The following is a 21808-nucleotide window of genomic DNA, read 5'->3' as shown; positions in this document are numbered from 1 at the left end:
GATAACCTGTTATTCATCAGCGCAACGTAATACCGGCAAACGCACAGGCTATGCCTGCGACCAGTACATCATTATGCTGCCAGTTTACATGGGCATGACACACTTACCAACTATAAGCGCAAAAATCCGTGGTTTGAAAAATTATGAGACAAACTTAATGTTGTTACTGAGCGTTAATTATCTTTATTTCGTCGCGCAAAAGTCAGTAATTTTACGTACAGAAGGAGATCACCGAAAGCAGCGAACCCTGTCACATTTACACAGCTGCTAATTTGTCATTTCTCCCTTAGCAAATACCTGCATGACTACCTCTTCACCTTGAAGCCGTGAAAACACTGACTACACTCAGGTTTCTTTAGTAATAGAAAAACAGCCCAACAGGTAAACGAACTTGTCGACGATATGCCCGCTAAGTCACCAAAAGTTACTGCTATGTATAAAGTTTACCGAAAACAGCGGCGCTAATGCCTTTTGTGTAAGGATGGTTGGCCGCTAATCCTTTTATGCTAGTATCCGCGAATTGGGGTAGTGAAGCTGATCTCTAACCCTCTCGCAGCAGTTAAAAGGCCAACAAGCGATCAAAAAGTGGACGTATTCGATTTCGCTTGCATTGTATGCAATTTATCGAAGGGTGTGCTTTGCGAACAAGCTGTAATTCTAAACATTATTACTATTAAGGCGAGCAATGCTAACTAACGAAGACTTAAATACCCTATCTTCTATTCGCCAGCGCATTCGCGATCACTACCGGATTGACGAATCGGTGGCTATCGACCAAATTCTTCCTATTGCCGAAGTTAATCCCCGTGCCCGTTCACGCGCCTGGGAAAGAGCCCGTAAAATGGTGCTTAAAATCCGCCGCGAGCAGGAAGGCCATGGTGGAATAGATGCGCTGCTAAATGAATATTCACTCTCGACGGCCGAAGGGGTCGTTTTGATGTGTCTGGCCGAAGCGCTACTGCGTGTTCCTGATGAAGAAACCCAGGATGCACTGATTCGCGATAAGCTTTCTCAGGGTAAGTGGACACCTCATTTAGGTAACTCTGAATCATTATTTGTTAACGCTTCTGCGTGGGGCCTGCTATTAACCGGCAATATGGTTAACTATGCCGACAAGCGTAAAAGTGAACAGTTTGGCCTGCTCAAGCGCACGCTGGGCCGTTTAGGCGAGCCGGTTATTCGTCGCTCTATGAATCTGGCAATGCGCATTATGGGTCGCCAGTTCGTTATGGGCGAGACTATTGAAGATGCGGTTGAACGTGCGAAAGAAAAAGAGAAAAAAGGCTACGTTTATTCTTACGACATGCTGGGTGAAGCTGCCCGGACCATGAAAGATGCCGAGCGTTTTTATGACGCTTACGAAAAAGCCATCAAGGTAATTGGTAAAGCAGGCGATGGCCGAGGCCCTAAAAAGTCACCAGGTATATCTGTTAAATTGTCAGCGCTGCACCCACGTTTCGAGTTTTTGCAGCATGAGCGGGTTATGGAAGAAATTCCACCGAAGCTTAAAGCACTATGTCTGATGGCAAAAGAATATAATATCAAGCTGACTGTTGATGCAGAAGAAGCCGATCGACTTGATATATCTCTTGATATCATTGAAAAAGTGTTCCGCGATGAAGAGCTGGAAGGCTGGACAGGTTTCGGTGTGGCCGTACAGGCATATCAGAAACGCGGACTGCACGTCATCGACTGGCTGCGCAAACTTACCGAAGATACTGGCCGTACGATGATGGTTCGTCTGGTAAAAGGTGCGTACTGGGATACAGAAATCAAACTTAGCCAACAGGCTGGGGTTGATACCTTCCCGGTATTTACGCGCAAGTCTTCAACTGACGTGTCTTACCATGCCTGCGCCAACCGTCTGTTGGATTACCGCGATACGCTGTATCCGCAGTTCGCTACGCACAATGCGTATACTGCATCTGTTATTCTTGAGCTGGCCGGCGATGATAAAGAAGGCTTTGAATTCCAGTGTCTGCACGGTATGGGTGATACCCTTTACGATCAGGTTGTTTCAGAAGATAAAATTCAATGCCGCGTATACGCGCCGGTAGGGGATCATGAAGATCTACTGGCCTATCTGGTGCGTCGACTGCTGGAAAACGGTGCGAATTCTTCGTTCGTTAATGCCATTGTTGACGACGAGAAGCCGGTAGAATCATTGCTGGAAGATCCGGTCGAGAAAACCCAGCGTCTTAAAGATCGCTACAATCATCAGATTAAGCTTCCCCGTGAATTATATGGCGATGAAAGGCTGAACTCTCACGGCCTGGATTTGACCGACCATATTGCAGTGAATGCGTTATCCCACGAACTGGATAAGTGGAATAGCTTCTACTCAATGCAGGAAAGTGATATCCCTGAAGGCGGCACTGCCGTCAGAAACCCGGCTGATCATAGCGATATTGTTGGCTACCACAAGTACGCTAATGAAGACGATATGCGTAAAGCGCTGGATGTAACGTCAGACGGATTTGAGGCCTGGGCGAAACGCTCGGTTGAAGAGCGTGCCGAGATACTTGAGCGTACCGCATACGCCTTGGAACGCCACATGGGCGAGCTTATTGCCATCTGTATTCGTGAGGCCGGTAAAGTCGCTCAGGATGGTATTGACGAAGTGCGCGAAGCTGTGGACTTCTTACGCTACTATGCGGCCAGAGCTCGTAAGCTGGATGAAGATCAGCGTTTGGTACCTCGTGGTGTCGTGCTATGTATCTCTCCGTGGAACTTCCCGCTAGCAATTTTTACCGGCCAGTTAGCTGCAGCACTGGTTACCGGTAACACGGTTATTGCCAAGCCGGCAGAACAAACAAGTATTATTGCGCGCCGCTGTATTGAAATCATGCGTTCGGTAGGCCTGCCTGATGATGCATTACAACTGCTTATCTGCCCGGGTAAAGGCGTGGGTGAAACCCTGCTTCCTGATGAGCGGATCAAAGCGGTCATGTTTACCGGTTCAACGCAAACCGGGACTATGATTTCGCAGACGCTGGCGTCGCGCGGTGGTGAACAGGTTCCGCTTATCGCCGAAACCGGTGGGCAGAATTGCATGATCGTAGATTCTACAGCACTACCTGAACAGGTTATTGATGACATTGTACATTCGGGCTTCCAGAGTGCCGGTCAGCGCTGTTCTGCGTTGCGTGTGTTGTATGTACAGGAAGATATCGCTGATAAGCTTTCCGAAATGCTGATTGGGGCGATGGAAGAGCTGCACATTGGTGATCCGCTGTATCTGCGCACCGACGTGGGTCCGGTTATTGACCAAAAAGCACTGGATAGCCTGACGAAGCACGAAGAGTATATGAAAGACCATGGCAAATTGCTGCATCAATGCAAACTGCCAGAGGGCGTAGATAACGCTACCTTCTATCCGCCGACGCTTTATGAAATTGAAGGTATTGATGTGCTTGAGCAGGAAACATTTGGTCCTGTTATACATATCATTCGCTTCAAAGGCGATGAGATTGAAGGTGTAGTTGATAAGATTAACAGTACAGGCTACGGCCTGACCATGGGTATTCACTCGCGCATCGAAGACCGTGCCTATGAGCTTGCTGCACTTAGCCGTGCCGGTAACGTATATATCAACCGTAATATGATTGGCGCGATTGTAGGTGTTCAGCCATTTGGTGGTCGCGGCCTGTCAGGTACCGGTCCTAAAGCAGGTGGCCCTAACTATCTGCCACGTCTGATGATGGAGCGGGCAACGCCTAAGCCATCTAAAGTGGAAGATATCGAGCATCTGGACGAAAAACTGGTCAGTGATGATAAGGCGTCGAAGAAAGCTGCGAAACTGATGGATCAGGCGTTAGAGGTTCAGTCAAAATGGCGTCATACGCCGTTAAACGATCGTATTTCGGCAGTACGTCAGTTACTGGCCAAAATTGCGAAGGTTGATATCGTTGACGAGCTGGCTGACGACTTGAACCGCACCCTTGCAACCAGCCGCCAGCAACTTATCAATGTTGATAAGAAGATGGCTAAGCCAACAGTGCTGCCAGGACCAACGGGTGAGTCTAATAAGTTGTATCTTGAACCGCGCGGGATTCTGGTATGTTTCGCTGATAAAGGCGTTACCTTTGAATACTGGGCGTTGTCGATTGTTACCGCGCTGGCAACAGGTAATGTTGTGGTATCAGTGGTTTCTGACTTGTTCTACGAAGAAGCGAAAGAGTTTCAGAAGAAGTTCAATTCTACCGGTGCACCCGATGGCGTGTTCCAGGTAGCCAAACTTGAACATCTTGGTGCGCTATTGATGGATGAAGATCTGTCCGGTGTTGTGGTTGACTCTCAGACCGAGCGGACTGCACAAATCTCTGCCATGCTGGCATCCAGAGAGGGTGGTGCAATTATCCCGGTCATTACCGCTGAGTACAACGATAACCTGATTCAGCGTCTGGTTACCGAGAAGGCCATCAGTATTGATACTACGGCATCAGGAGGTAACACCTCATTGATGACACTGGTTGAAGATGACGAATAGACGTTACGTCATATAGAAAATAAAAACCCGGCCTGAGCGCCGGGTTTTTTATGCAAACAGAATGTCGAATGACAACGTATCAGTCTGATGTGTGTCTTTATAGCAACACATTAGCAACCTTGAAAAGGCCACAATTCAGTTTTTCTGCTTTGCTGAACCGCGCTTTTTTAGCTGCTTATTACACCCACTCGCTGTTACGACCACGTTTCTTAGGCAGGAATGTGAGGATGACACCAAGCAATACACCTGCACCTGCGACCATGCCGCCGCGGGTAAACCACTTCACCATCTCATCTTTTTCCTGATTTTCCAGCGTAGAGGAAAGTTGCTTTATTTCTCTGGCCTGAGAGTCAGTTTGTGTTTTCAGCTCGTTCAGTTCACGTCTGGCGCTACTTAGCTGCTGTTTAAGGCGACCGTTTTCAGACTGCAGACCCTGCAAACTGGCCTGGCTATCGGCCAGACGCCCGGAGATAATCGGCAGTTGCTCTGCACGGGACATTTCATCTGTCACATAGCGGCTTTCTACCCAGCCGGTACGGCCTTCGGTATGTTCTTTAATTTTCATGAATTCCGCATCGCGATTATTTTCCAGAATCGTGATAGGGGTACCGGCTTCAACACTACCCAGAATGCGATAGTTTCTGCCAGCACCTGAATGCATAAAAATATACAGTTCATCTTTAATATAGTGCGATGAGGACGGTTCCATGTCCGGAGTATCCTGCAGGCCAAAAGCCTGGAACGAAAACGCGACCATTACCAGCGCGAGCCACTTTCGAAACATAAAGTATCCGTAAACGTATTGATCCAACAAGGGATGTTAGAGACTGTGAAAATTAGAGGCAAGCATCATGCCGCTTACCCCGGACGATTAATCGCTTACTTTAACGCGCCTGTGCATGAAGGTTAAGCGGAATTTGATAAAAACAAAGACTATCCATTGCTATAATGCTGTCTCGCGGGTAAGGTGACTGACACATGTCATCCTCATTTTACCCTGTCTTATTTCATGTCTGAAATTGAATTAAAATTTGTTTCCCGTCATAACACGCTCGATGATTTCCTGGAAAAAGTAGTCCCGGCGCTTAAGCAGTTAGGGATGACAGTGTCCGCGCCGCATCATATGTCACTGCAAAATGACTACTACGATACGCCGGATCATGATTTTCAGACCCACAAAATGGGCTTCAGGGTAAGAGGCAATAATGGTGAGTTTGAGCAGACGCTTAAAACTCAGGGTACTGTGCGTGGCGGTCTGCACGAGCGGGCTGAGTATAATATTCCACTGGAGGAAGCCACGCCGGATCTCACCTTATTTGATAAAAAAGTCTGGCCAAAAGGGGTCAATGCTTCAGCACTGAATAAGTCGCTGGAACACCAGTTTTCGACCCATTTTACCCGCCATGCGATTGATATCGAACATAACGGAAGTGAAATTGAAGTTGTGCTGGATGAAGGTGAGGCATTTACCAGCAAAGCACGCTCTGCAATTAATGAGATAGAACTGGAAATGAAAGCCGGTGACGTACCGCCCCTGTTTGATATCGCTGATATCATCAATAGCATACTTCCGGTGCGGGTGAGCGATGTATCTAAAGCGGCCCAGGGCTATCAGCTGCTCAATGGCATGTCGCCGTCTGTCTCTGCATTACCGGATTTTCTTGCGTTGCCAGATGATGCTTCAACCGAAACCGCTTTTATGGCTGCCGCGCAGCAGGCACTGTCGCACTGGCAATACCATGAGCATTTGTTTTTGCAAACCGGTTCGGCGAAGGTACTGGCAGAAGTGACGGTCAGTATTCGCTTATTGTTGCAGGCTGTATCGCTTTATTTACCAGTATTGCAGTGCACGCAGATGCTTGAGTTGCATAAGCAGCTGATGGCATATGTTCCTCAATGGGCCTGGCAGGAAGACTTACAGAGCTTGAGACATGTCGTATCCAAAAAAAGCCTGTTTAACAAATGCCTGAGCCGCTACCCTTCACTGCAAAGCTATCTTCAGGGGCGCAAAGCCGGACTGATTCACGCTCACGACCCTGAAACACTGATGCACTCTACCGAGTCCACCGCGATTAAGCTGACGGTTACGCGCCTGCTGACTGAAAAGCCATGGCAAAACGAATCAACGACGTCACATATGCCTGTTACCGAGCATGCAAAAGGCTGGTTGTCTCAGGGTTGGCAGACTGTGCAGCAAAGTATGTCGCCGGCGCAGCCTATGGCCGCAGCAAACTATATCGCGATAGAAGTGGTGTTACGGCAAACATTATGGAATGGCTTTCTGCTGGCTGACTTATTCAGCGGCGAACGCCACGCATTCAGAGCTCCCTGGCTGGATATTCTGACCGGCATTGACGAACTTAAAGCCTTGCAGATGCTCAGAACGATGATTAGCGACGCAGACCCACAGGAGCAGCGCGATATCGCAGAGTGGATAACCGAAAAAGAAGCGAACTTGCTTAAAGTCATGGAGCGTACCCGTAAAGTGGGTATGCAGGGCGATATTTACTGGTAAGCCGGTAGTAGTCTGAAGTGAGGGAATGACGATGCCGGAAAAACACCCATGGATATTATACAGCATCATCGTGCTTGGCATGATGTGGTTAGCCAGTGTCGCTATCTATCTGACGCGACGTAATGCTATCCAGAGTAAAGTGTGGTTAGACATTGCGATGCTGGTTTGGCCCCTGTGCCTGCTGGATGAAGTTATCGCCATGATCAACGGTCCACTAACGCTGTTTTATGGTGCCACTGACTGGGTCCCCGTGCTGCTGATGGCGTTATATTACCGCGCACTGAAACCGGTTCTGGTCGCCAGACTTTCCCGCACCCGCTATTTGCTGTGGTTACCCGTACTATTGTGCGTACTGATACAGCTACCCTTTGCATTTTCCGGCATAGCTGAAAAGCACATGATTATAGAAACCACTCCGGTCGGGCATCCACTGGACTTCTGGCCGGTTTATGCCAGTGCCATGATCAGCGGTTTCGCAGTACTGGTTATCAGCTTATTGATGACTGAACTTGTGCAAAAATATCACAAGCACCTGCCCGATCAGGTCGTGACGCCTGCCAGATATCAGCTACACTGGATTGCTGGCGCACTGGGCACCACGGTAGGACTGACAATGATAGGTATATTGCTGGTTACCGCGGTGACGTTCGGCTTTTTACATATTGTGGCCTGGCAAACCGGGCTGGATCTGGTCGTGGCAGCCGTTATGCTTGCATTACTGTACCTGCTGACTGTCCCGCAACGAACCTCGCCAAGCGTGCTGGATTATCACATGATGGAAGATGCTTCAGCCGGGCAGGACGATATGCGCCGTGCTGTAAGTCGCGCGTGGCGGGTGGTGAGCCGGTATCCGTCAGCCTCATTATCAACACTTACTATCAAAGAGGTGGCTGAACAGGCACAAGTGGATGCAACGACTCTTGCGCTGGCTACCCGCTTGCTTGAAAAACAATCCTTCAGCGAGTTTGCAATGGCCTGTCAGCAAACGTCTGATTGTGAACGACAAGGCGTTAAGGAAGACCAGCCTAACTAAAGGCCCGCATAAGTAATGTTTGCGTAAAGTTTTTGCGTAAATAAAAGCCTCTGGGGCGCGTTCTGATACGTTCTCCCTCGGGGCCAAGGGCATCGGTCAGTACGCTGCCATCTGCCGCTTTAGGCCGAAGGTGCAGTGCATTGCCATGCCGCGCAGTGATTTTTTCTACATGCCCCAGCACAATCATCTCGGTGAGCTCTTCCCAGTCTTTTTGTAACAGCGCGTCCTCATCTTCACCGGGTGTCCACAAAAAACCATTGGCAACCCGCCGCTCACTAACCGGAATCTCCCTGTCTCCTTCTATCGGTAACCACAATACCCGGGCAAGTTTGTTTCTGACATTGCTGGTTAGCCATGTAACGCCGGGTGGATTCATTAGCGGGGCATAGCAAACATAAGTGGTCTCAAGAGGTTGCCAGCGCCTGTCTATGGGAATGGTTTTAAGTTCCACCCCTAAATCGGGAAAGTCCTGCTGCGGCTTGGAGCCTGCTGTTGCGCCAAGCCATAGTTCCAGTAACTGCCCCTGCCAGCCCTTGTGTCTTTGTAAATTCCGGGGCACCTGAATCGACGCCAGCGAAGCCAGTTCGCCCAGCGACAGGCCAGCTATCTGCTGGCATCGCTGTAATAATTCATCAATATTTGACGGGGGAGTGGAAGGGGGCTTCACAGTTTGCCTTTATGTTATTAATCAGCGCCAGTGTACGATGCTGCACTGCGAAAGAAAAGGCGACCACAGCGCGCTCAAAAACCCTTGCAGGATTAATGCTTTGAATGGGCAGCATATTATGGTCAAATGCAGATAAGAGAAAAATTTAAGGTGCCCGGGAGTCTAAGTGATAGATGCCGACGGATTCCGTGCGAATGTGGGCATAGTGATTTGCAACAAAATGGGACAAGTGTTTTGGGCAAGACGTTATGGTCAACATTCATGGCAGTTTCCACAAGGCGGAATTGATGAAGGGGAAACTGCAGAGCAAGCAATGTACAGGGAGTTACATGAAGAGGTAGGGCTACGGCCAAAAGATGTCACTATCTTGGGAGTAACACGAAACTGGCTGCGCTATAAACTGCCAAAACGACTGATACGACAGGGCAGTAACCCCGTGTGTATCGGGCAGAAGCAAAAATGGTTTTTATTACAGTTAACCTGTGCTGATGCCGATGTCGATGTTCTCAAATCCGGTCACCCGGAATTTGATGACTGGCGCTGGGTAAGTTATTGGTACCCGGTCAGAAATGTGGTGTCATTCAAACGAGATGTCTATCGCAAAGTTATGAAAGAATTTGTCACTGTGGCAATGCCGCCTATGGGAAAACCCGGGCAGTCAGGTCATGGTAAGCGCCATCGAAAACGGCGACGAGGGTAAGATAGGAGACCGACTTAGTGGCTAGCCAGGGCAGTATGCTCACGACACTTAAACGCATTGTTCAGGAAATGAGTCAGATTCCTGCGCTTGAACAGGCGTTGTTCCGGGTGGCTAGCCGGGTTAAACAGGTCATGCAGGTGGACTCCTGCTCCATTTATCTGGCCGACTATGAGCATCAGGAATTTATCCTTAAAGCCACCGACGGTTTGCATCCTGGTGCGGTTGATCAGGTTCGCATCGGCTTTTCTGAAGGTCTTATTGGTCTGGTAGGGCAGCGGGAAGAGCCACTCAATATCCAGAACGCTCACGAGCATCCGCGTTTTAAACACTACCCCGAAGTTCACGAAGAAAATTATAAAGCTTTTCTGGGCACCCCCATTATCCATCAGCGTAATGTATTGGGTGTTATTACCATGCAGCAGGCTAAAATGCGTTTTTTCAGTGAAGATGAAGAAGCCTTTCTGGTCACGCTGGCAGCGCAGCTTGCGCTGGAAATCACTAACGCAGAGATTCGTGGCGCACTCAGCAATAACGATATTGTGCCTTCTGGTGTCCGCCAAAAAAAAGTGATGGGCATAGCTGGGTCGCCTGGCCTGGCCATTGGACATGGCTTCTCCACTGATTCTACGGTCGATTTACGTCGCCTGGTGGTAAAGCGCGCAGACGATTTGCAGCGTGAAGTACAGATTTACCGAAAAGCCGTTGAGATTACCCGTAAGCAGGTGGATGAGCTATCCGGTAGTCTTGAAGAGAGTATCCCTGAAGATGTGAAGGCAATATTCCAGCTTTACCATCATCTGCTTGATGCGAATAGTCTGGGGCGTGAGGTCGAGGCAAAAATTCAGGAAAAGTGGTGCGCAGGATCTTCGCTTAAAATGGTGGTGGAGGACTACGCAGCACGGTTTGCCAATATGGATGACCCGTACATGCAGGAGCGGGCGATAGATATTATCGACCTGTCTAACCGTATTCTGGTTAATATCCTGCAACTAACCCGCGGCGAAGATCACGCCCTACCCAATGCTACCCGTGACAGCATTTTAGTCGCTGAGGAAGTGTCAGCCACTATGCTGGCAGAATTTCCGCGCGAATATCTTAAAGGTATCATTTCCATCCGCGGGTCGAACAATTCCCACGCAGCCATTCTGGCAAGAGCTATGGGCGTGCCTGCGGTGATGGGGTGTCAGAATGTCTCTCCCAGTCTGCTGGAAAACAAGGAAATATTGCTGGACGGCTATTCCGGTGAAGTCCTCATCTCACCGGATAAGTCTATTCGACAGAGTTTTGCGCAACTGATCGAAGAAGAAGACCTGTTATCAGAGCGTATCGATGCTGAGGCAGACAAGGCCTGTGAAACGCAGGACGGGTGCCGGATGTCGCTGCTTATCAATGCAGGATTATCGGTAGAGATTGAAACGGTAGCCCGGAGTCAGGGCAATGGCATTGGCCTTTATCGCACAGAAATTCCCTTTATGCTGCGTGAAAGTTTCCCGTCAGAAAAAGAACAGATAAAACTTTACAGCGAAGTGCTGCACTGCGTGCCTGAGCAGCAGGTCACCATGCGAACCCTGGATGTGGGCGGGGATAAACCCTTACCCTATTTTCCGATTAATGAAGAAAACCCGTTTCTGGGCTGGCGCGGTGTGCGACTGACGCTGGACCATCCTGAGATCTTTCTGGTGCAAATCAGGGCGATGCTTAAAGCCAGTCTGGGGCTTAAAAACCTTCAAATCATGCTGCCGATGATTTCTTCAGTCAATGAGGTGCAGGAAGCAACCCGGTTGATTGATCAGGCATTTTTTGAAGTACGTGAAGAAGCCAATGAAACCGGGCAGTTACTGGTAAAACCGAAAATCGGTGTCATGTTAGAGGTGCCTTCGGTGCTCTATCAGTTGCCGCAACTGGCAAAACACGTCGATTTTTTCTCTGTTGGTAGTAACGATTTAACCCAGTATCTGCTGGCTGTCGATCGCAATAATACCCGGGTGGCGGGTTTGTATAATAGCTACCATCCGGCCGTTTTAAGTGCATTGTACGACATTGTTCGTCAGGCTGATGCCAATAACATTCCGGTCACCGTGTGCGGTGAAATCGCCGGTGAACCCGGTGGCGCCATTCTGTTGATGGGAATGGGCTATCGCCGGTTGAGCATGAATGCGCATAACTTGCGCAAAATAAACTGGGTTGTCAGAAATGTGAATTTACAGGAAAGTAAGAATTTACTTTCCTGTGCACTTACCGCGCATACACATCAGGATGTATACGCTCACATCAACGATTATCTTGAGCAAAAAGGGCTTGGGGGGCTTATCCGGGCTGGCTCCTGACCCTGAACTCTGGTCATATCTGTCACGAAAGCCCGGCATTTTTGTGTTAGTCTAGCCGCGAATTTTTTCTTTCTCGCCGTCACTATTTGTGACTGCGCTCGCGTGGAACAGGGCATGGAACCGGTCTATATCATCTTTAGTTTTTGTCTGGGCATCGGCCTGGTAGTCGGCTTACTGGCGGGCATGCTCGGAATAGGTGGTGGCGTAATTATTGTGCCGGCACTGTCTTATCTGCTCGTGCACTTTTTGCATCTGGATACCGATTTGGTTATGCCGATGGCAATTGCCACGTCACTGTCTACCATCATTTTCACCGGAATGTCTTCGGCGGCAGCGCACTACAGACTGGGTAATATTGATAAAAAGCTGGTGCTGTATGCCGGAATAGGAATAGCAATCGGTGCCACGCTGGGTGCCCAGTTTGCAAGCCATATCTCCGGTCATCTTCTGAAAAATATCTTTGCTGTTCTGGTCATGCTTATTGCTTTGCAAATGGTGTTCGGTAAGCGTGAAGCCTCTAAACACACCGCAACAAATAAAGCACTGGGTATTGTCGGTGGGATAACAGGTTTTATCAGTGCGCTGATGGGAATTGGTGGCGGAGCATTACTGGTTCCAGCCCTAGTCTGGTTTCAGGTGAATATACGCCAAGCCATTGGCTGCGCGGCAGTCAGCGGTCTTATTATTGCCATATTCGGTAGTGCCAGTTTTATTATCGCCGGGATGAAGGAGCTGACTCTGCCTTCCGGTGCGATAGGGTACGTGTATTTACCCGCAACTTTCGGTATTGTTACCACCTCCATTTTTACCGCGGGCATTGGTGCCCGGCTTGGGCAGAGAATGGACACAAAAGTTTTGAAAAAGGTACTGGCTGGTTTATTGGTGCTGGTTAGTATTCGCATGATCGTAGGAATAGAATAAATCATGGCAGAAGGCAGTTATCTGGTTTTCCCGAATATCGATCCCATCATTTTTAGTCTGGGACCGTTGCACGTTCGTTGGTACGGGCTTATGTATCTAGTGGGCTTTGTGGCCGCCTATTTGCTGGCGCATAAGCGGCTTGAGCAAACCAGCTGGAGTAAGGAGCAACTGGCAGATCTGCTTTTCTGGGGATTCGTCGGTGTTATTCTGGGCGGACGAATTGGCTATGTGCTGTTTTATCAGTTCGACATGTTTCTGGCGAACCCGCTTTACCTGTTTAAAATCTGGGCGGGAGGCATGTCATTCCACGGTGGTTTACTTGGGGTATTAGCGGCGCTGGCGTGGCAGGCCAAACGAATGAACGCGAAATTTTTAGAGGTGGGCGATTTTATCGCACCGCTGGTTCCCATCGGCTTGGGGGCAGGGCGAATTGGAAACTTTTTAAACGCTGAATTGTGGGGGCGACCCACCGATGTGCCCTGGGCGATCATCTTTCCTAATGCCGGCAATGTGCCCCGTCATCCATCGCAATTGTACGAATTCGCGCTTGAAGGCGTTGTGCTGTTTATCATACTCTGGTTATATTCGGCCAAACCTCGTCCAACTGGCGCAGTGAGTGGGTTGTTCCTGCTGGGCTATGGCGCGTTTCGTTTCTTTGTTGAGTACTTCCGCCAGCCTGATGCGCATCTTGGTCTGTACGATGTGGGTCTGAGCCAGGGGCAGTTATTGTGTGTTCCCATGATTGCGCTGGGAATCTGGCTGATGGTAGGTGCTTACCGAAAGGCGCCTGGCGTTTCAACGACTAACCAGAAGCAATAATAAAATGAAAGAGTACCTGTCGTTAATGCAGCACGTTCGTGATAACGGCGTGAAAAAAGAAGATCGTACCGGCACGGGAACGTTGAGCGTATTCGGCCATCAGATGCGTTTCGATTTGCGCGAGGGTTTCCCGCTTGTTACGACAAAGAAATGTCATTTACGGTCAATCATCCACGAGCTGTTATGGTTTTTAAAAGGCGAAACCAATATTCGCTATTTGAAAGAAAACGGTGTGTCTATATGGGATGAATGGGCCACCGACGAAGGTGAGCTGGGCCCGGTCTACGGGGCGCAATGGCGCAGCTGGCCGACCCCTGACGGCGGTACTATTGACCAGATCGCACAGGTTATTGAACAAATCAAAACCAACCCGGATTCTCGCCGATTAATTGTCAGTGCATGGAACCCGGCTGTTTTGCCTGACACCTCAATCAGCCCGAAAGAGAATGCCGCGCAGCAGCGCCAGGCATTGCCCCCCTGCCATACGCTTTTTCAATTTTATGTGTTGGAGGGGCGGCTTTCCTGTCAGCTTTACCAGCGCAGCGGTGATATATTTTTAGGTGTACCTTTCAACATTGCCAGCTATGCATTGTTAACTATGATGGTGGCACAGGTGTGCGATCTTGAGCCGGGCGACTTTATTCATACCCTGGGTGATGCGCACCTGTATGTGAATCATCTGGAGCAGGCTGATACTCAGCTTTCCAGAACACCTTATCCCCGTCCTGTAATGCGTATCAATCCAGAGGTAAAAGATATCTTTGGCTTCACCATCGATGATTTTACCCTGGAAAATTATCAGGCGCATCCGCACATTAAAGCGCCGGTGGCCATTTAAAAAGGACCAGCATGACCACACCTGTTCTGATTTGCGATGACTCAGGCTTTGCCCGCCGACAACTCGCCCGATCGATTCCTGATGGGTGGGACGTGGAGATTACCTTCGCCGTTAACGGTGAAGAGGCCCTGTCACTAATTCGCCAGGGTAAAGGCGATGTGATGTTTCTGGATCTGAATATGCCGGTGATGGATGGCTATCAGACCATGAAAGCTATCCGGCAGGATGATTTACCTTGTCTTGTTATTGTTGTATCCGGTGATGTCCAGCCAGAAGCGCGTGAACGTATGCTGGCCCTAGGTGCGCTGGAGTTCATTCGCAAGCCCATCGACAATTCAAAGCTAATGTCTCTGCTTAGCCAGTACGGTATTTATAGTGGGGCGGCCGATGCGACATGCAGAAAACAGGCGGTAAACGCCAGACAGAGTCAGTCACCGGATAAGCTTGATATTTATCGTGAACTGGTAAATGTTGCTATGGGCCGAGCCGGAGAGAGTCTGGCCCGATTGCTGGGTGAGTTTGTCGACCTGCCTATTCCCAATGTTAATTTGATTGAAAGCAATGAGCTGCATATGGCTATTGCGGAAATTAATCGTAATGAGCGGGTTTCAGCAGTATCAAAGGGCTTTGTCAGCGCTGGCATAAAGGGCGAGGCACTGGTTATCTTTAACGATACAAACACCCGTAGCATGGTCGAGATGTTAGGCTATTCGTTAAAGGAAGAAGGCGCTGAGCATACCAGCCAGTTGTCATTAGAAGCGCTGATGGATGTTTCCAATATACTGATAGGCGCCTGTTTAAATGCGCTTTCCGATCAGCTCAATGTTAACTTCAGCCACACCCAGCCGATTCTGTTGGGCCGCGACAGGGGGCTGGAAGTGTTATTAAGTGATAATATTTCACGCTGGAGCAAAGTCATGGCGGTGGAGATTGCCTACGCCATTAAAAGCCACGATATCAGTTTTGACTTGCTGCTTTTATTCCCCGACGATGCGATGGAAAAGATTTATACGCGTCTGGTCGACCTTGAAGAGGAGGCGGTATGAACCCAAGCGAAATCGCTCAGCTTCACTGGCAACATGAATTGCTTAGCTCACTGGAAGTGGGCATTGTTGTGCTGGATCGGGACTTCAATGTTGAGGTCTGGAATCAGTTTATGGAGAATCATTCCGACATTCTTCCCAGTCAGATCTGCGGTAAGCCGCTTTTTTCCCACTTTAAAGAAATTGATGAAGAGTGGTTACGTGCCAAAGCTGAGCCGGTATTTAATCTTAAGACCCCGGTGTTTCTTATCTGGGAGCAGCGCCCGTACTTATTTCGCTTCGGCTGTAACCGGCCCATTACCTCTGATTCAGCCAGTATGTTCCAGAACGTCACCATGTTTCCGCTGACCTCCACCGACGGTAGTGTCGAGCGGATGTGCATGATGGTTTACGATGTAACGGCTCAGGCGCTGGGTAAGTTACGCGTTGAACGTCTTAATGAAGAATTAAAGTACATGAGTCGTGTTGACGGCCTCACCGGGCTGTATAACAGGCGCTATTGGCAGGAGCGGTTTGATAATACATTCAAGCTGGCGCGCCGCCGTGACAAGCCTGTAACAGCAATGATGCTGGACATTGATCATTTCAAACAGGTTAACGATACCTATGGGCACCAGGCGGGCGATAAGGTTATTCAGGCGCTGGCTGAAATTATTCGCGAAACGGTTCGTGAAACAGACCTGGCCGGTCGGTATGGCGGAGAAGAGTTTGTCGTGATCCTGACCGACGCCGACTGTGATAAAGCAAGCCTGGTGGCTGAACGCATACGCGAATCTGCGCAGCAAGCCACTGTAAACCACGAAGACACTGAAATTCGCTTTACAGTAAGCCTGGGGCTGGCGCCATTTGATGCATCTTACCGTAGCGCTATGGCGTGGCTGGAGCAGGCGGATATCGCTCTGTATGATGCAAAAACGCAGGGGCGGAACCAGGCCTGTGTGAAGACTGCCGATATGGTGAAAACCGGCACCTGATAGTTATCAGGCGCTGGCTTTTTCTGCCCGGGAAATATCATGCTTCAGACTGCGCAAAAACAGCAAACCGGGAATAACCATTACCGCTGTTAAAATGAAAAACAGGCTCCAGTTTCCGTTCATCGCATCGACGATCCAGCCGCTTCCGGCAGCCAGAGTATTCTTACCCGCCACGCTAAGCGACGCCATCAGGGCGTATTGCGATGCTGAAAAAGCGCGGTTACACATCAGACTGATAAATGCCACCATGGCAACCGTGCTCCAGGCTGACGTAAAGCCATCAACAATGATGGTAGCAGCGAACAACGTTTTATTCGGGCCGACCTCTGCTATCCACGCGAACATCAGGTTACTGCTGGCCATGGCGATACCTGCAATTAACAACCCGCGATATATACCATAGCGGATGTTCATCATGCCCCCGATGATGGAAAAGACAATGGTCACCCACCAGTTAAGCAGTTTGGAATAGTAACCAATATCCGTGTTGGTAAAGCCGACTTCTTTATAAAAGACAATGCTCATCCGGCCAAGGAACGCTTCACCTAACTTGAATAAAAAGATAAATAACAAAATAGACAGTGCCAGTCTTACGCCACTGCGCTGAAAAAACTCACGAAAGGGTTCGATGAGTGTGACACCGAGCCAGGCAAAAATGGCACTTCGCCCCTGGTGCCCGCCGGTGGCATCTTCGTAGCGTTTGTAAGCCTGACGGGCAACAAGTTCCCGATCGATGTCAGGTTCTTTAGCCAGCAAGGTGAAAATGCTTATTACCGCCATGATGGACGCCAGCAGCAAATAGATAGTGGACCAGTTCCATCCAGGCATATCGGCCATCACAAACGGCAGTGCGCCCAGGCCACCATAACCCGTCCACCATCCGGCAGTCGCCAGCGATGAACCGGCCGATAATTTATCTTTCTCATCATCCCGAATGATGTCAATACGGTACGCATCGATGGCAATATCCTGTGTCGATGAAAATATCGCGATGAGTAATCCCAACAGTGCCATTGTGAATAGTTCGTTGGCGACGTCCAGCCTGGACATAACTAGGCAACAGGTGATGATGGCTAGCTGCATCGCCAGAATCCAGCCCCGGCGCTGGCCGAGGGCAGGTGGCCTGATGCGGTCTAGCAGAGGCGACCACAAAAAGTTGAAGGCGTAGACGTTAAAAATGATACCGAACAGACCAATACTGGAACGGGAAAGCCCTTCATCAGACAGCCAGGCTGACATGACTGAGCCAATCATCACAAAGGGGAAGCCGCTGGAAATTCCGAATAAGAATATACTTAGCAGGCGTCTGTCGTGGTACGCATTAATAAAAGCAGGTAATGGCATGAAAGTGTGACGCTATAAGACAGAGTTACATCTACAGCCTGACTGCGGGTTATTTAGCAGATGGCGGGGCAGACAGTGAAGCACGCACCTTATTTACGGGCGAATGCCAACACAGTCTATAGGACAACGGCCTGTCCCTTCAAGAAAACACGCACAGCGTTGCAGCTCTTCGATGAGATCATCATCCAGCATGATTTTCTGGGCGTCCCAGTAGTGAATCTGATGAAGCAGGTGCCAGAATACCCGTTCCTGACTGCTGTAGGGCTGCTCAAGGCTATACTCGACCTGGCTCCATTCCTCCAGCACATCCCAGAAGAATAATTCCAGCTCTGAATAGGCAATGAGATTTCCCCAGTAGCCGCGCAGGTAATAACACAGTTGCTGAGACTTCTCGTTGATAAAGTTATTAACTTTCACTGAACCGTTGCCGGTAATATCGTTATAATTTTTCAATTATAGTGCGAATTTCATTATTTACCATTGCCGATAAGTAGAGCAAACAAGGCATTGAATTGGAAGTGAAAACGAAGTGAACTGTCTTTTTTACCAGCCCAAATACCGTGTCCACCCATAAATTTCTTTGCTTAGCCGCGAAATAAACGGAGAAGTATGACCGGGGATACCTGAAATACCTGCTGCAGATTCTGGTAGCTGGCGCTGTCGGTAATGCATTTTCAAACCTGACTGTGCACTATCATTGCGTAGGGCCATTGTTTTGGCCGACCAGTGATTGGCCAGCCCGCCTGCAATATCCAGCACGGGCACCGCCGTGTCGGCAATCCAGCTGGCTATCTGCTGATTTTGCGATGCTTCAGGCCAGAATGGGGCGATAACGATGTAAGAATCCGGAGCGGAAACTTTTTGCTGAGCATTGAGGTTTAATAGTTGCGCGGCTGTCATACCCTGACAAACAACAAGCTTGTATCCCGGCTCATCTGCAAACTGACTGAAGATCCCGGCAGTCACAAGTCTCAGGTGTGTTTGCCAGGTTTCGGCCTGAAGCCATTGGCCGGTATTATCGGTATACGCTGTGGGCGTTGATGCCTGGTTACTTTGCTCAGCCTCAGAATCAAATTTCACAGGGACAACAACAACATGCCAGCCCCAGCGACGCATCCGCCGGGCCAGTGCACTGCCAGACTGCAGCGTCAAACCCTGATAGCCAGTTTCCGCCAGGACTACCGCAACGCCACGCTTTAGTGTCGCAGTGGGCGGAAAATTCAGGGCGATTTGCTCTTCATCACCGGCCAGAAAGCTGATGCGCTCCTGTTCGCTATAACGTGCCATAAGCGCTTCATTTAACGAACTGGCAGCTGAGGTTGTACTCACCAGAAAAAACAGCAAGACTGGAAATGACACTTTCAAAGCAATATACCTGCAGCAACGTAATACAACTGATATCGGCGGCCGATTTGTATTCTGAAGTTATCTGTTAAGCCCGTTGTTATCGGTAGGCTGCTTTAACGTCGCACTAAGCCCTTCTTTGTAGGGGGTTACGGTAAATGCGGGAAAGCGTTGTTTAAACTTATTTGACACAAAGATGTTATCCACTTCATACCGGGGCAGTAACTCCCAGGTCTCGCGAACAGATTTGCTTACCAAACCTGCTAAGGTGAGTTGCCACTTTTTCAGTACTTTAAAGTCACACGGCGTATTGAGTATCTCGCCAGCAATTTTAATCATTTGCGTATAGGAGAGGCGCTCATCATCACATGGCAGGTGCCAGGTTTGCCCATACGCATCTTCCGTGTGACCTAACAGCGCCATTGCTCTGCTCGCATCTGGCGTATAAATAAGGGAGCGCACGGTCGTTGCGCTTAAAAATACGTTGGCCGTTTGCTTATTACGAAGTTTGTCCAGCACTATGGTATTGGTGATACTTTGTGTTTTACCGGGCCCGTAAAATTCAGGGGCGCGGCAAATCATCGCGTTTACCCGGCCATTTTGCATCGCCTCCAGCAGCATATTTGTGATTAAGGCACGAACCCTGCCTTTTCTTCCCACGGGATCAAAGCGCGTAGTTTCATCCATGGGTTCACTGGTCTGTGGGTACATATAGGTGTTATCAAAATAGACGAGCCTGGCGTTATTGGTTGCACAGGCGTTGATGACATTTTCCATCATCACCGGCCATTGTTTTTCCCATCGGGATGTATCCATCGGTAGACCGGCAGTGAACCACACGGTGTCAGCACCTTTGGTTGCTTCAAGAGTCTGCCGGGGATCCATCAGATCAGCACTATATAGTGTGTCTGTATCGTTTATTTTAATCGGGTTTCTGCTGACTACCCGAATATCTGTGGTGTAATCGGTGTGTAAGACTTGCGCTAGCTCACTTCCAATCTGCCCGCTGGCACCTAATATAACGTGCATGAAATAACCTTTGTCTGAAACAGGTGATAAAAAGTATAATGTTAAAGTTAACTTTAAGGTCAATAGAGTATTATAACTTTTCTCGCAGGAGACAAAATGAAAATTGGTGAGCTGGCCAAACGTATGCAACTTGCGCCATCGAAAATTCGCTTTTATGAAAGTATAGGGCTTTTACCGAAGGTAAGTCGGTCAGCAAATGGCTATCGAGATTATTCGCCTGAAACAGAAGCGGTACTGAATCTTATTGTTCAGGGTCAGCAGGCTGGTTTCAGCCTGGACGAGCTACGTCCGCTATTACCCTCAGACTCGGTTAACTGGGACCACAGTGCCCTGGTTGATGCGTTACGTAAAAAGCTGACCGAGACCGAAAAGCTGGAAGCAAAACTTAAACAGAATAAACGTCACCTGCGTTCGATTTTGGAGCAGGTAGAGGCAAAGCCGGAAGACGTAAGCTGTGCCGAAAATGCAAGGCGTGTCATTACTGCGATGGGATTAGACTGGAAATAAATTTCCGACCCTGAGTAAGTAGTGCTAGCGTATGAGCCATGGCCTGTAGCACTGCTTGCATTAACTGTACCCTGCCTTTAGGCTGTTAAAAACCAAAATTTGAACCGCAGAAAAAGGATATTCATGTGGTAAAACAAATCATAGCCGTGGCCGCAGCGCTTATTGTAATAGCAATACTATTGTGGAATAGCATTGAGGTTGAGCCGGTTGCACCGGAACTTGTAACGCCCCCAAAGCCCGAAAAAATGCAGCTCCAACCCCTTTCAAAAGCTATATCATCCGCATCCACGACGAACAGTGATATTAATACTGATAATCATAAGGACCTTCTCCCCACAGAAGATAAACCGGAGATATCGGTAGACATTCTGGCTAAGTTCGAACGTCTACAGCAGATAAGCGATGAAGAAGTATTAAGGTTTTTTATCGAGCTTGCAGCAGAAGGAAAAGATACCACAGCGCTCGTTTTTAGATTGATTGAAGAAGGTATTCTGACTGTTAACGTTCCTTTAGATGAAGGACCAGGTATTGATACGCCACTCATTATTGCGATGGCGTTGGATCCCGAAATTACTCCAGCGGAGATCCAGCAATTTATCGATTTAGGCAGCTATCAAACGTTTGAATATAGTTTTCTTTCAGTGACACGATTGAAAGATCTTGATAGCGCCGAACTGATATCGACACATTTGGGCTATGGGCCTGAGCATGGGCGACTCTTGGCATTGGGGTCAGCATTAAACGGTAACAAAGGTTTGTTTGACCGTGTGGTGGACGGCGCGCCAAGTCTGCTGACGAGCTCTGAATTACAGATGCAAATCGAAAGCTCACTTAAAAATATGGGTGAAACAGCTCAATTGATAGAAGGTATCAAAAAAAGGCATTATGCAAATGGGGACATTAATGAGTCTTGGTTAAAGAAGCGTGTTTCAGCAGTAGCCACAGAACAAATCGAGCGCCGCCAAATGTTACTTGAAATGCAGACACTAAGCTTTGAGCAGAGAAGCCGCCTGAAATCAGAAATAAAAGCGTTTGAAGACGAGTTTGGCGAGAGTGATTAGGTCAGTTGATGACTGATTATTAGCCTGTGATTTGAATGGAAATGCTACTTCTGTACCGCGTAGCAGTCTGTCACCAAAAGTCCATTTCGAAAGTCTAATAAAAATACGTATTATTACTTAGTCCCGAAATTCGGGTTGACAGAGCTCTCACTCCTTATATTTACTTTGTAATTTAACTAAGTTGTTGTTTATTTATA

Annotated in this window: 18 protein-coding genes; 12 read left to right on the top strand and 6 right to left on the bottom strand. The window is 48.8% G+C overall.

What is annotated here, in order from left to right:
• Positions 1 to 685 precede the first annotated feature (685 nt).
• On the top strand, positions 686 to 4489 hold the full coding sequence (gene putA, locus FBQ74_RS14745) for a bifunctional proline dehydrogenase/L-glutamate gamma-semialdehyde dehydrogenase PutA (protein ID WP_139757384.1): 3804 nt from the start codon (positions 686 to 688) through the stop codon (positions 4487 to 4489).
• 178 nt (positions 4490 to 4667) lie between these two features.
• Here putA and FBQ74_RS14740 read toward each other — a convergent pair whose 3' ends face one another.
• Positions 4668 to 5273, bottom strand: coding sequence for a TIGR04211 family SH3 domain-containing protein (locus tag FBQ74_RS14740; RefSeq protein ID WP_139757383.1), 606 nt, complete (start codon positions 5271 to 5273; stop codon positions 4668 to 4670).
• A gap of 225 nt (positions 5274 to 5498) precedes the next feature.
• Here FBQ74_RS14740 and FBQ74_RS14735 point away from each other — a divergent pair, with 225 nt between their 5' ends.
• Together FBQ74_RS14735 and FBQ74_RS14730 are read left to right on the top strand one after the other, a co-directional pair.
• The gene (locus FBQ74_RS14735) at positions 5499 to 7004 is read left to right on the top strand and encodes a CYTH domain-containing protein (protein ID WP_139757382.1); all 1506 of its coding nucleotides are present in this window, start codon (positions 5499 to 5501) and stop codon (positions 7002 to 7004) included.
• A 31-nt stretch (positions 7005 to 7035) separates the two neighbouring features.
• Positions 7036 to 8037 (top strand): hypothetical protein, encoded by a 1002-nt coding sequence (locus tag FBQ74_RS14730; RefSeq protein ID WP_139757381.1) that lies wholly within the window; start codon positions 7036 to 7038, stop codon positions 8035 to 8037.
• Here the strand turns inward: FBQ74_RS14730 and mutH are convergent.
• Positions 8030 to 8704, bottom strand: coding sequence for a DNA mismatch repair endonuclease MutH (mutH, locus tag FBQ74_RS14725; RefSeq protein ID WP_139757380.1), 675 nt, complete (start codon positions 8702 to 8704; stop codon positions 8030 to 8032). The genes FBQ74_RS14730 and mutH overlap by 8 nt on opposite strands.
• A 166-nt stretch (positions 8705 to 8870) precedes the next feature.
• Here mutH and rppH point away from each other — a divergent pair, with 166 nt between their 5' ends.
• The 7 genes from rppH to FBQ74_RS14690 all read left to right on the top strand — a co-directional run bounded on the left by rppH (position 8871) and on the right by FBQ74_RS14690 (position 16326).
• Positions 8871 to 9404 (top strand): RNA pyrophosphohydrolase, encoded by a 534-nt coding sequence (rppH, locus tag FBQ74_RS14720; RefSeq protein ID WP_139757379.1) that lies wholly within the window; start codon positions 8871 to 8873, stop codon positions 9402 to 9404.
• A gap of 35 nt (positions 9405 to 9439) precedes the next feature.
• Positions 9440 to 11731 (top strand): phosphoenolpyruvate--protein phosphotransferase, encoded by a 2292-nt coding sequence (gene ptsP / locus FBQ74_RS14715; RefSeq protein ID WP_139757989.1) that lies wholly within the window; start codon positions 9440 to 9442, stop codon positions 11729 to 11731.
• A gap of 114 nt (positions 11732 to 11845) precedes the next feature.
• A complete protein-coding gene (locus tag FBQ74_RS14710; RefSeq protein ID WP_139757378.1) occupies positions 11846 to 12652 on the top strand; it encodes a sulfite exporter TauE/SafE family protein in 807 nt (268 codons plus the stop codon).
• A gap of 3 nt (positions 12653 to 12655) precedes the next feature.
• Positions 12656 to 13471 (top strand): prolipoprotein diacylglyceryl transferase, encoded by an 816-nt coding sequence (gene lgt / locus FBQ74_RS14705; RefSeq protein WP_139757377.1) that lies wholly within the window; start codon positions 12656 to 12658, stop codon positions 13469 to 13471.
• A 4-nt stretch (positions 13472 to 13475) separates the two neighbouring features.
• Complete coding sequence (locus FBQ74_RS14700; RefSeq protein ID WP_139757376.1) at positions 13476 to 14309, top strand: thymidylate synthase; 834 nt, start codon at positions 13476 to 13478, stop codon at positions 14307 to 14309.
• 11 nt (positions 14310 to 14320) lie between these two features.
• Entirely contained in the window at positions 14321 to 15355 is a 1035-nt protein-coding gene (locus FBQ74_RS14695) for a response regulator (protein WP_139757375.1), read from the top strand.
• A complete protein-coding gene (locus FBQ74_RS14690; RefSeq protein ID WP_139757374.1) occupies positions 15352 to 16326 on the top strand; it encodes a diguanylate cyclase in 975 nt (324 codons plus the stop codon). Before FBQ74_RS14695 ends, FBQ74_RS14690 begins: the two co-directional genes overlap by 4 nt.
• A gap of 6 nt (positions 16327 to 16332) precedes the next feature.
• Here the strand turns inward: FBQ74_RS14690 and FBQ74_RS14685 are convergent, their stop codons facing one another.
• The 4 genes from FBQ74_RS14685 to FBQ74_RS14670 all read right to left on the bottom strand — a co-directional run bounded on the left by FBQ74_RS14685 (position 16333) and on the right by FBQ74_RS14670 (position 20043).
• A complete protein-coding gene (locus FBQ74_RS14685) occupies positions 16333 to 17670 on the bottom strand; it encodes an AmpG family muropeptide MFS transporter (protein ID WP_139757373.1) in 1338 nt (445 codons plus the stop codon).
• A 93-nt stretch (positions 17671 to 17763) separates the two neighbouring features.
• The gene (locus FBQ74_RS14680; RefSeq protein WP_232371931.1) at positions 17764 to 18123 is read right to left on the bottom strand and encodes a hypothetical protein; all 360 of its coding nucleotides are present in this window, start codon (positions 18121 to 18123) and stop codon (positions 17764 to 17766) included.
• A gap of 90 nt (positions 18124 to 18213) precedes the next feature.
• Positions 18214 to 19029, bottom strand: coding sequence for a DUF3530 family protein (locus tag FBQ74_RS14675; protein ID WP_232372028.1), 816 nt, complete (start codon positions 19027 to 19029; stop codon positions 18214 to 18216).
• Between the two features lie 66 nt (positions 19030 to 19095).
• Entirely contained in the window at positions 19096 to 20043 is a 948-nt protein-coding gene (locus tag FBQ74_RS14670; protein ID WP_139757371.1) for an NAD-dependent epimerase/dehydratase family protein, read from the bottom strand.
• Between the two features lie 96 nt (positions 20044 to 20139).
• On the opposite strand from FBQ74_RS14670, the gene FBQ74_RS14665 reads away from it, so the two are divergent.
• The gene (locus FBQ74_RS14665; RefSeq protein ID WP_139757370.1) at positions 20140 to 20550 is read left to right on the top strand and encodes a MerR family DNA-binding transcriptional regulator; all 411 of its coding nucleotides are present in this window, start codon (positions 20140 to 20142) and stop codon (positions 20548 to 20550) included.
• Positions 20551 to 20675: 125 nt separating this feature from the next.
• Positions 20676 to 21611, top strand: coding sequence for a hypothetical protein (locus tag FBQ74_RS14660; RefSeq protein WP_139757369.1), 936 nt, complete (start codon positions 20676 to 20678; stop codon positions 21609 to 21611).
• Positions 21612 to 21808 lie beyond the last annotated feature (197 nt).

Origin of the sequence: Salinimonas iocasae (genome assembly GCF_006228385.1) — a bacterium.
In the GTDB taxonomy this organism is placed as follows: Bacteria; Pseudomonadota; Gammaproteobacteria; order Enterobacterales; family Alteromonadaceae; genus Alteromonas; species Alteromonas iocasae.
This window is presented reverse-complemented; position numbering and strand designations above follow the sequence as displayed.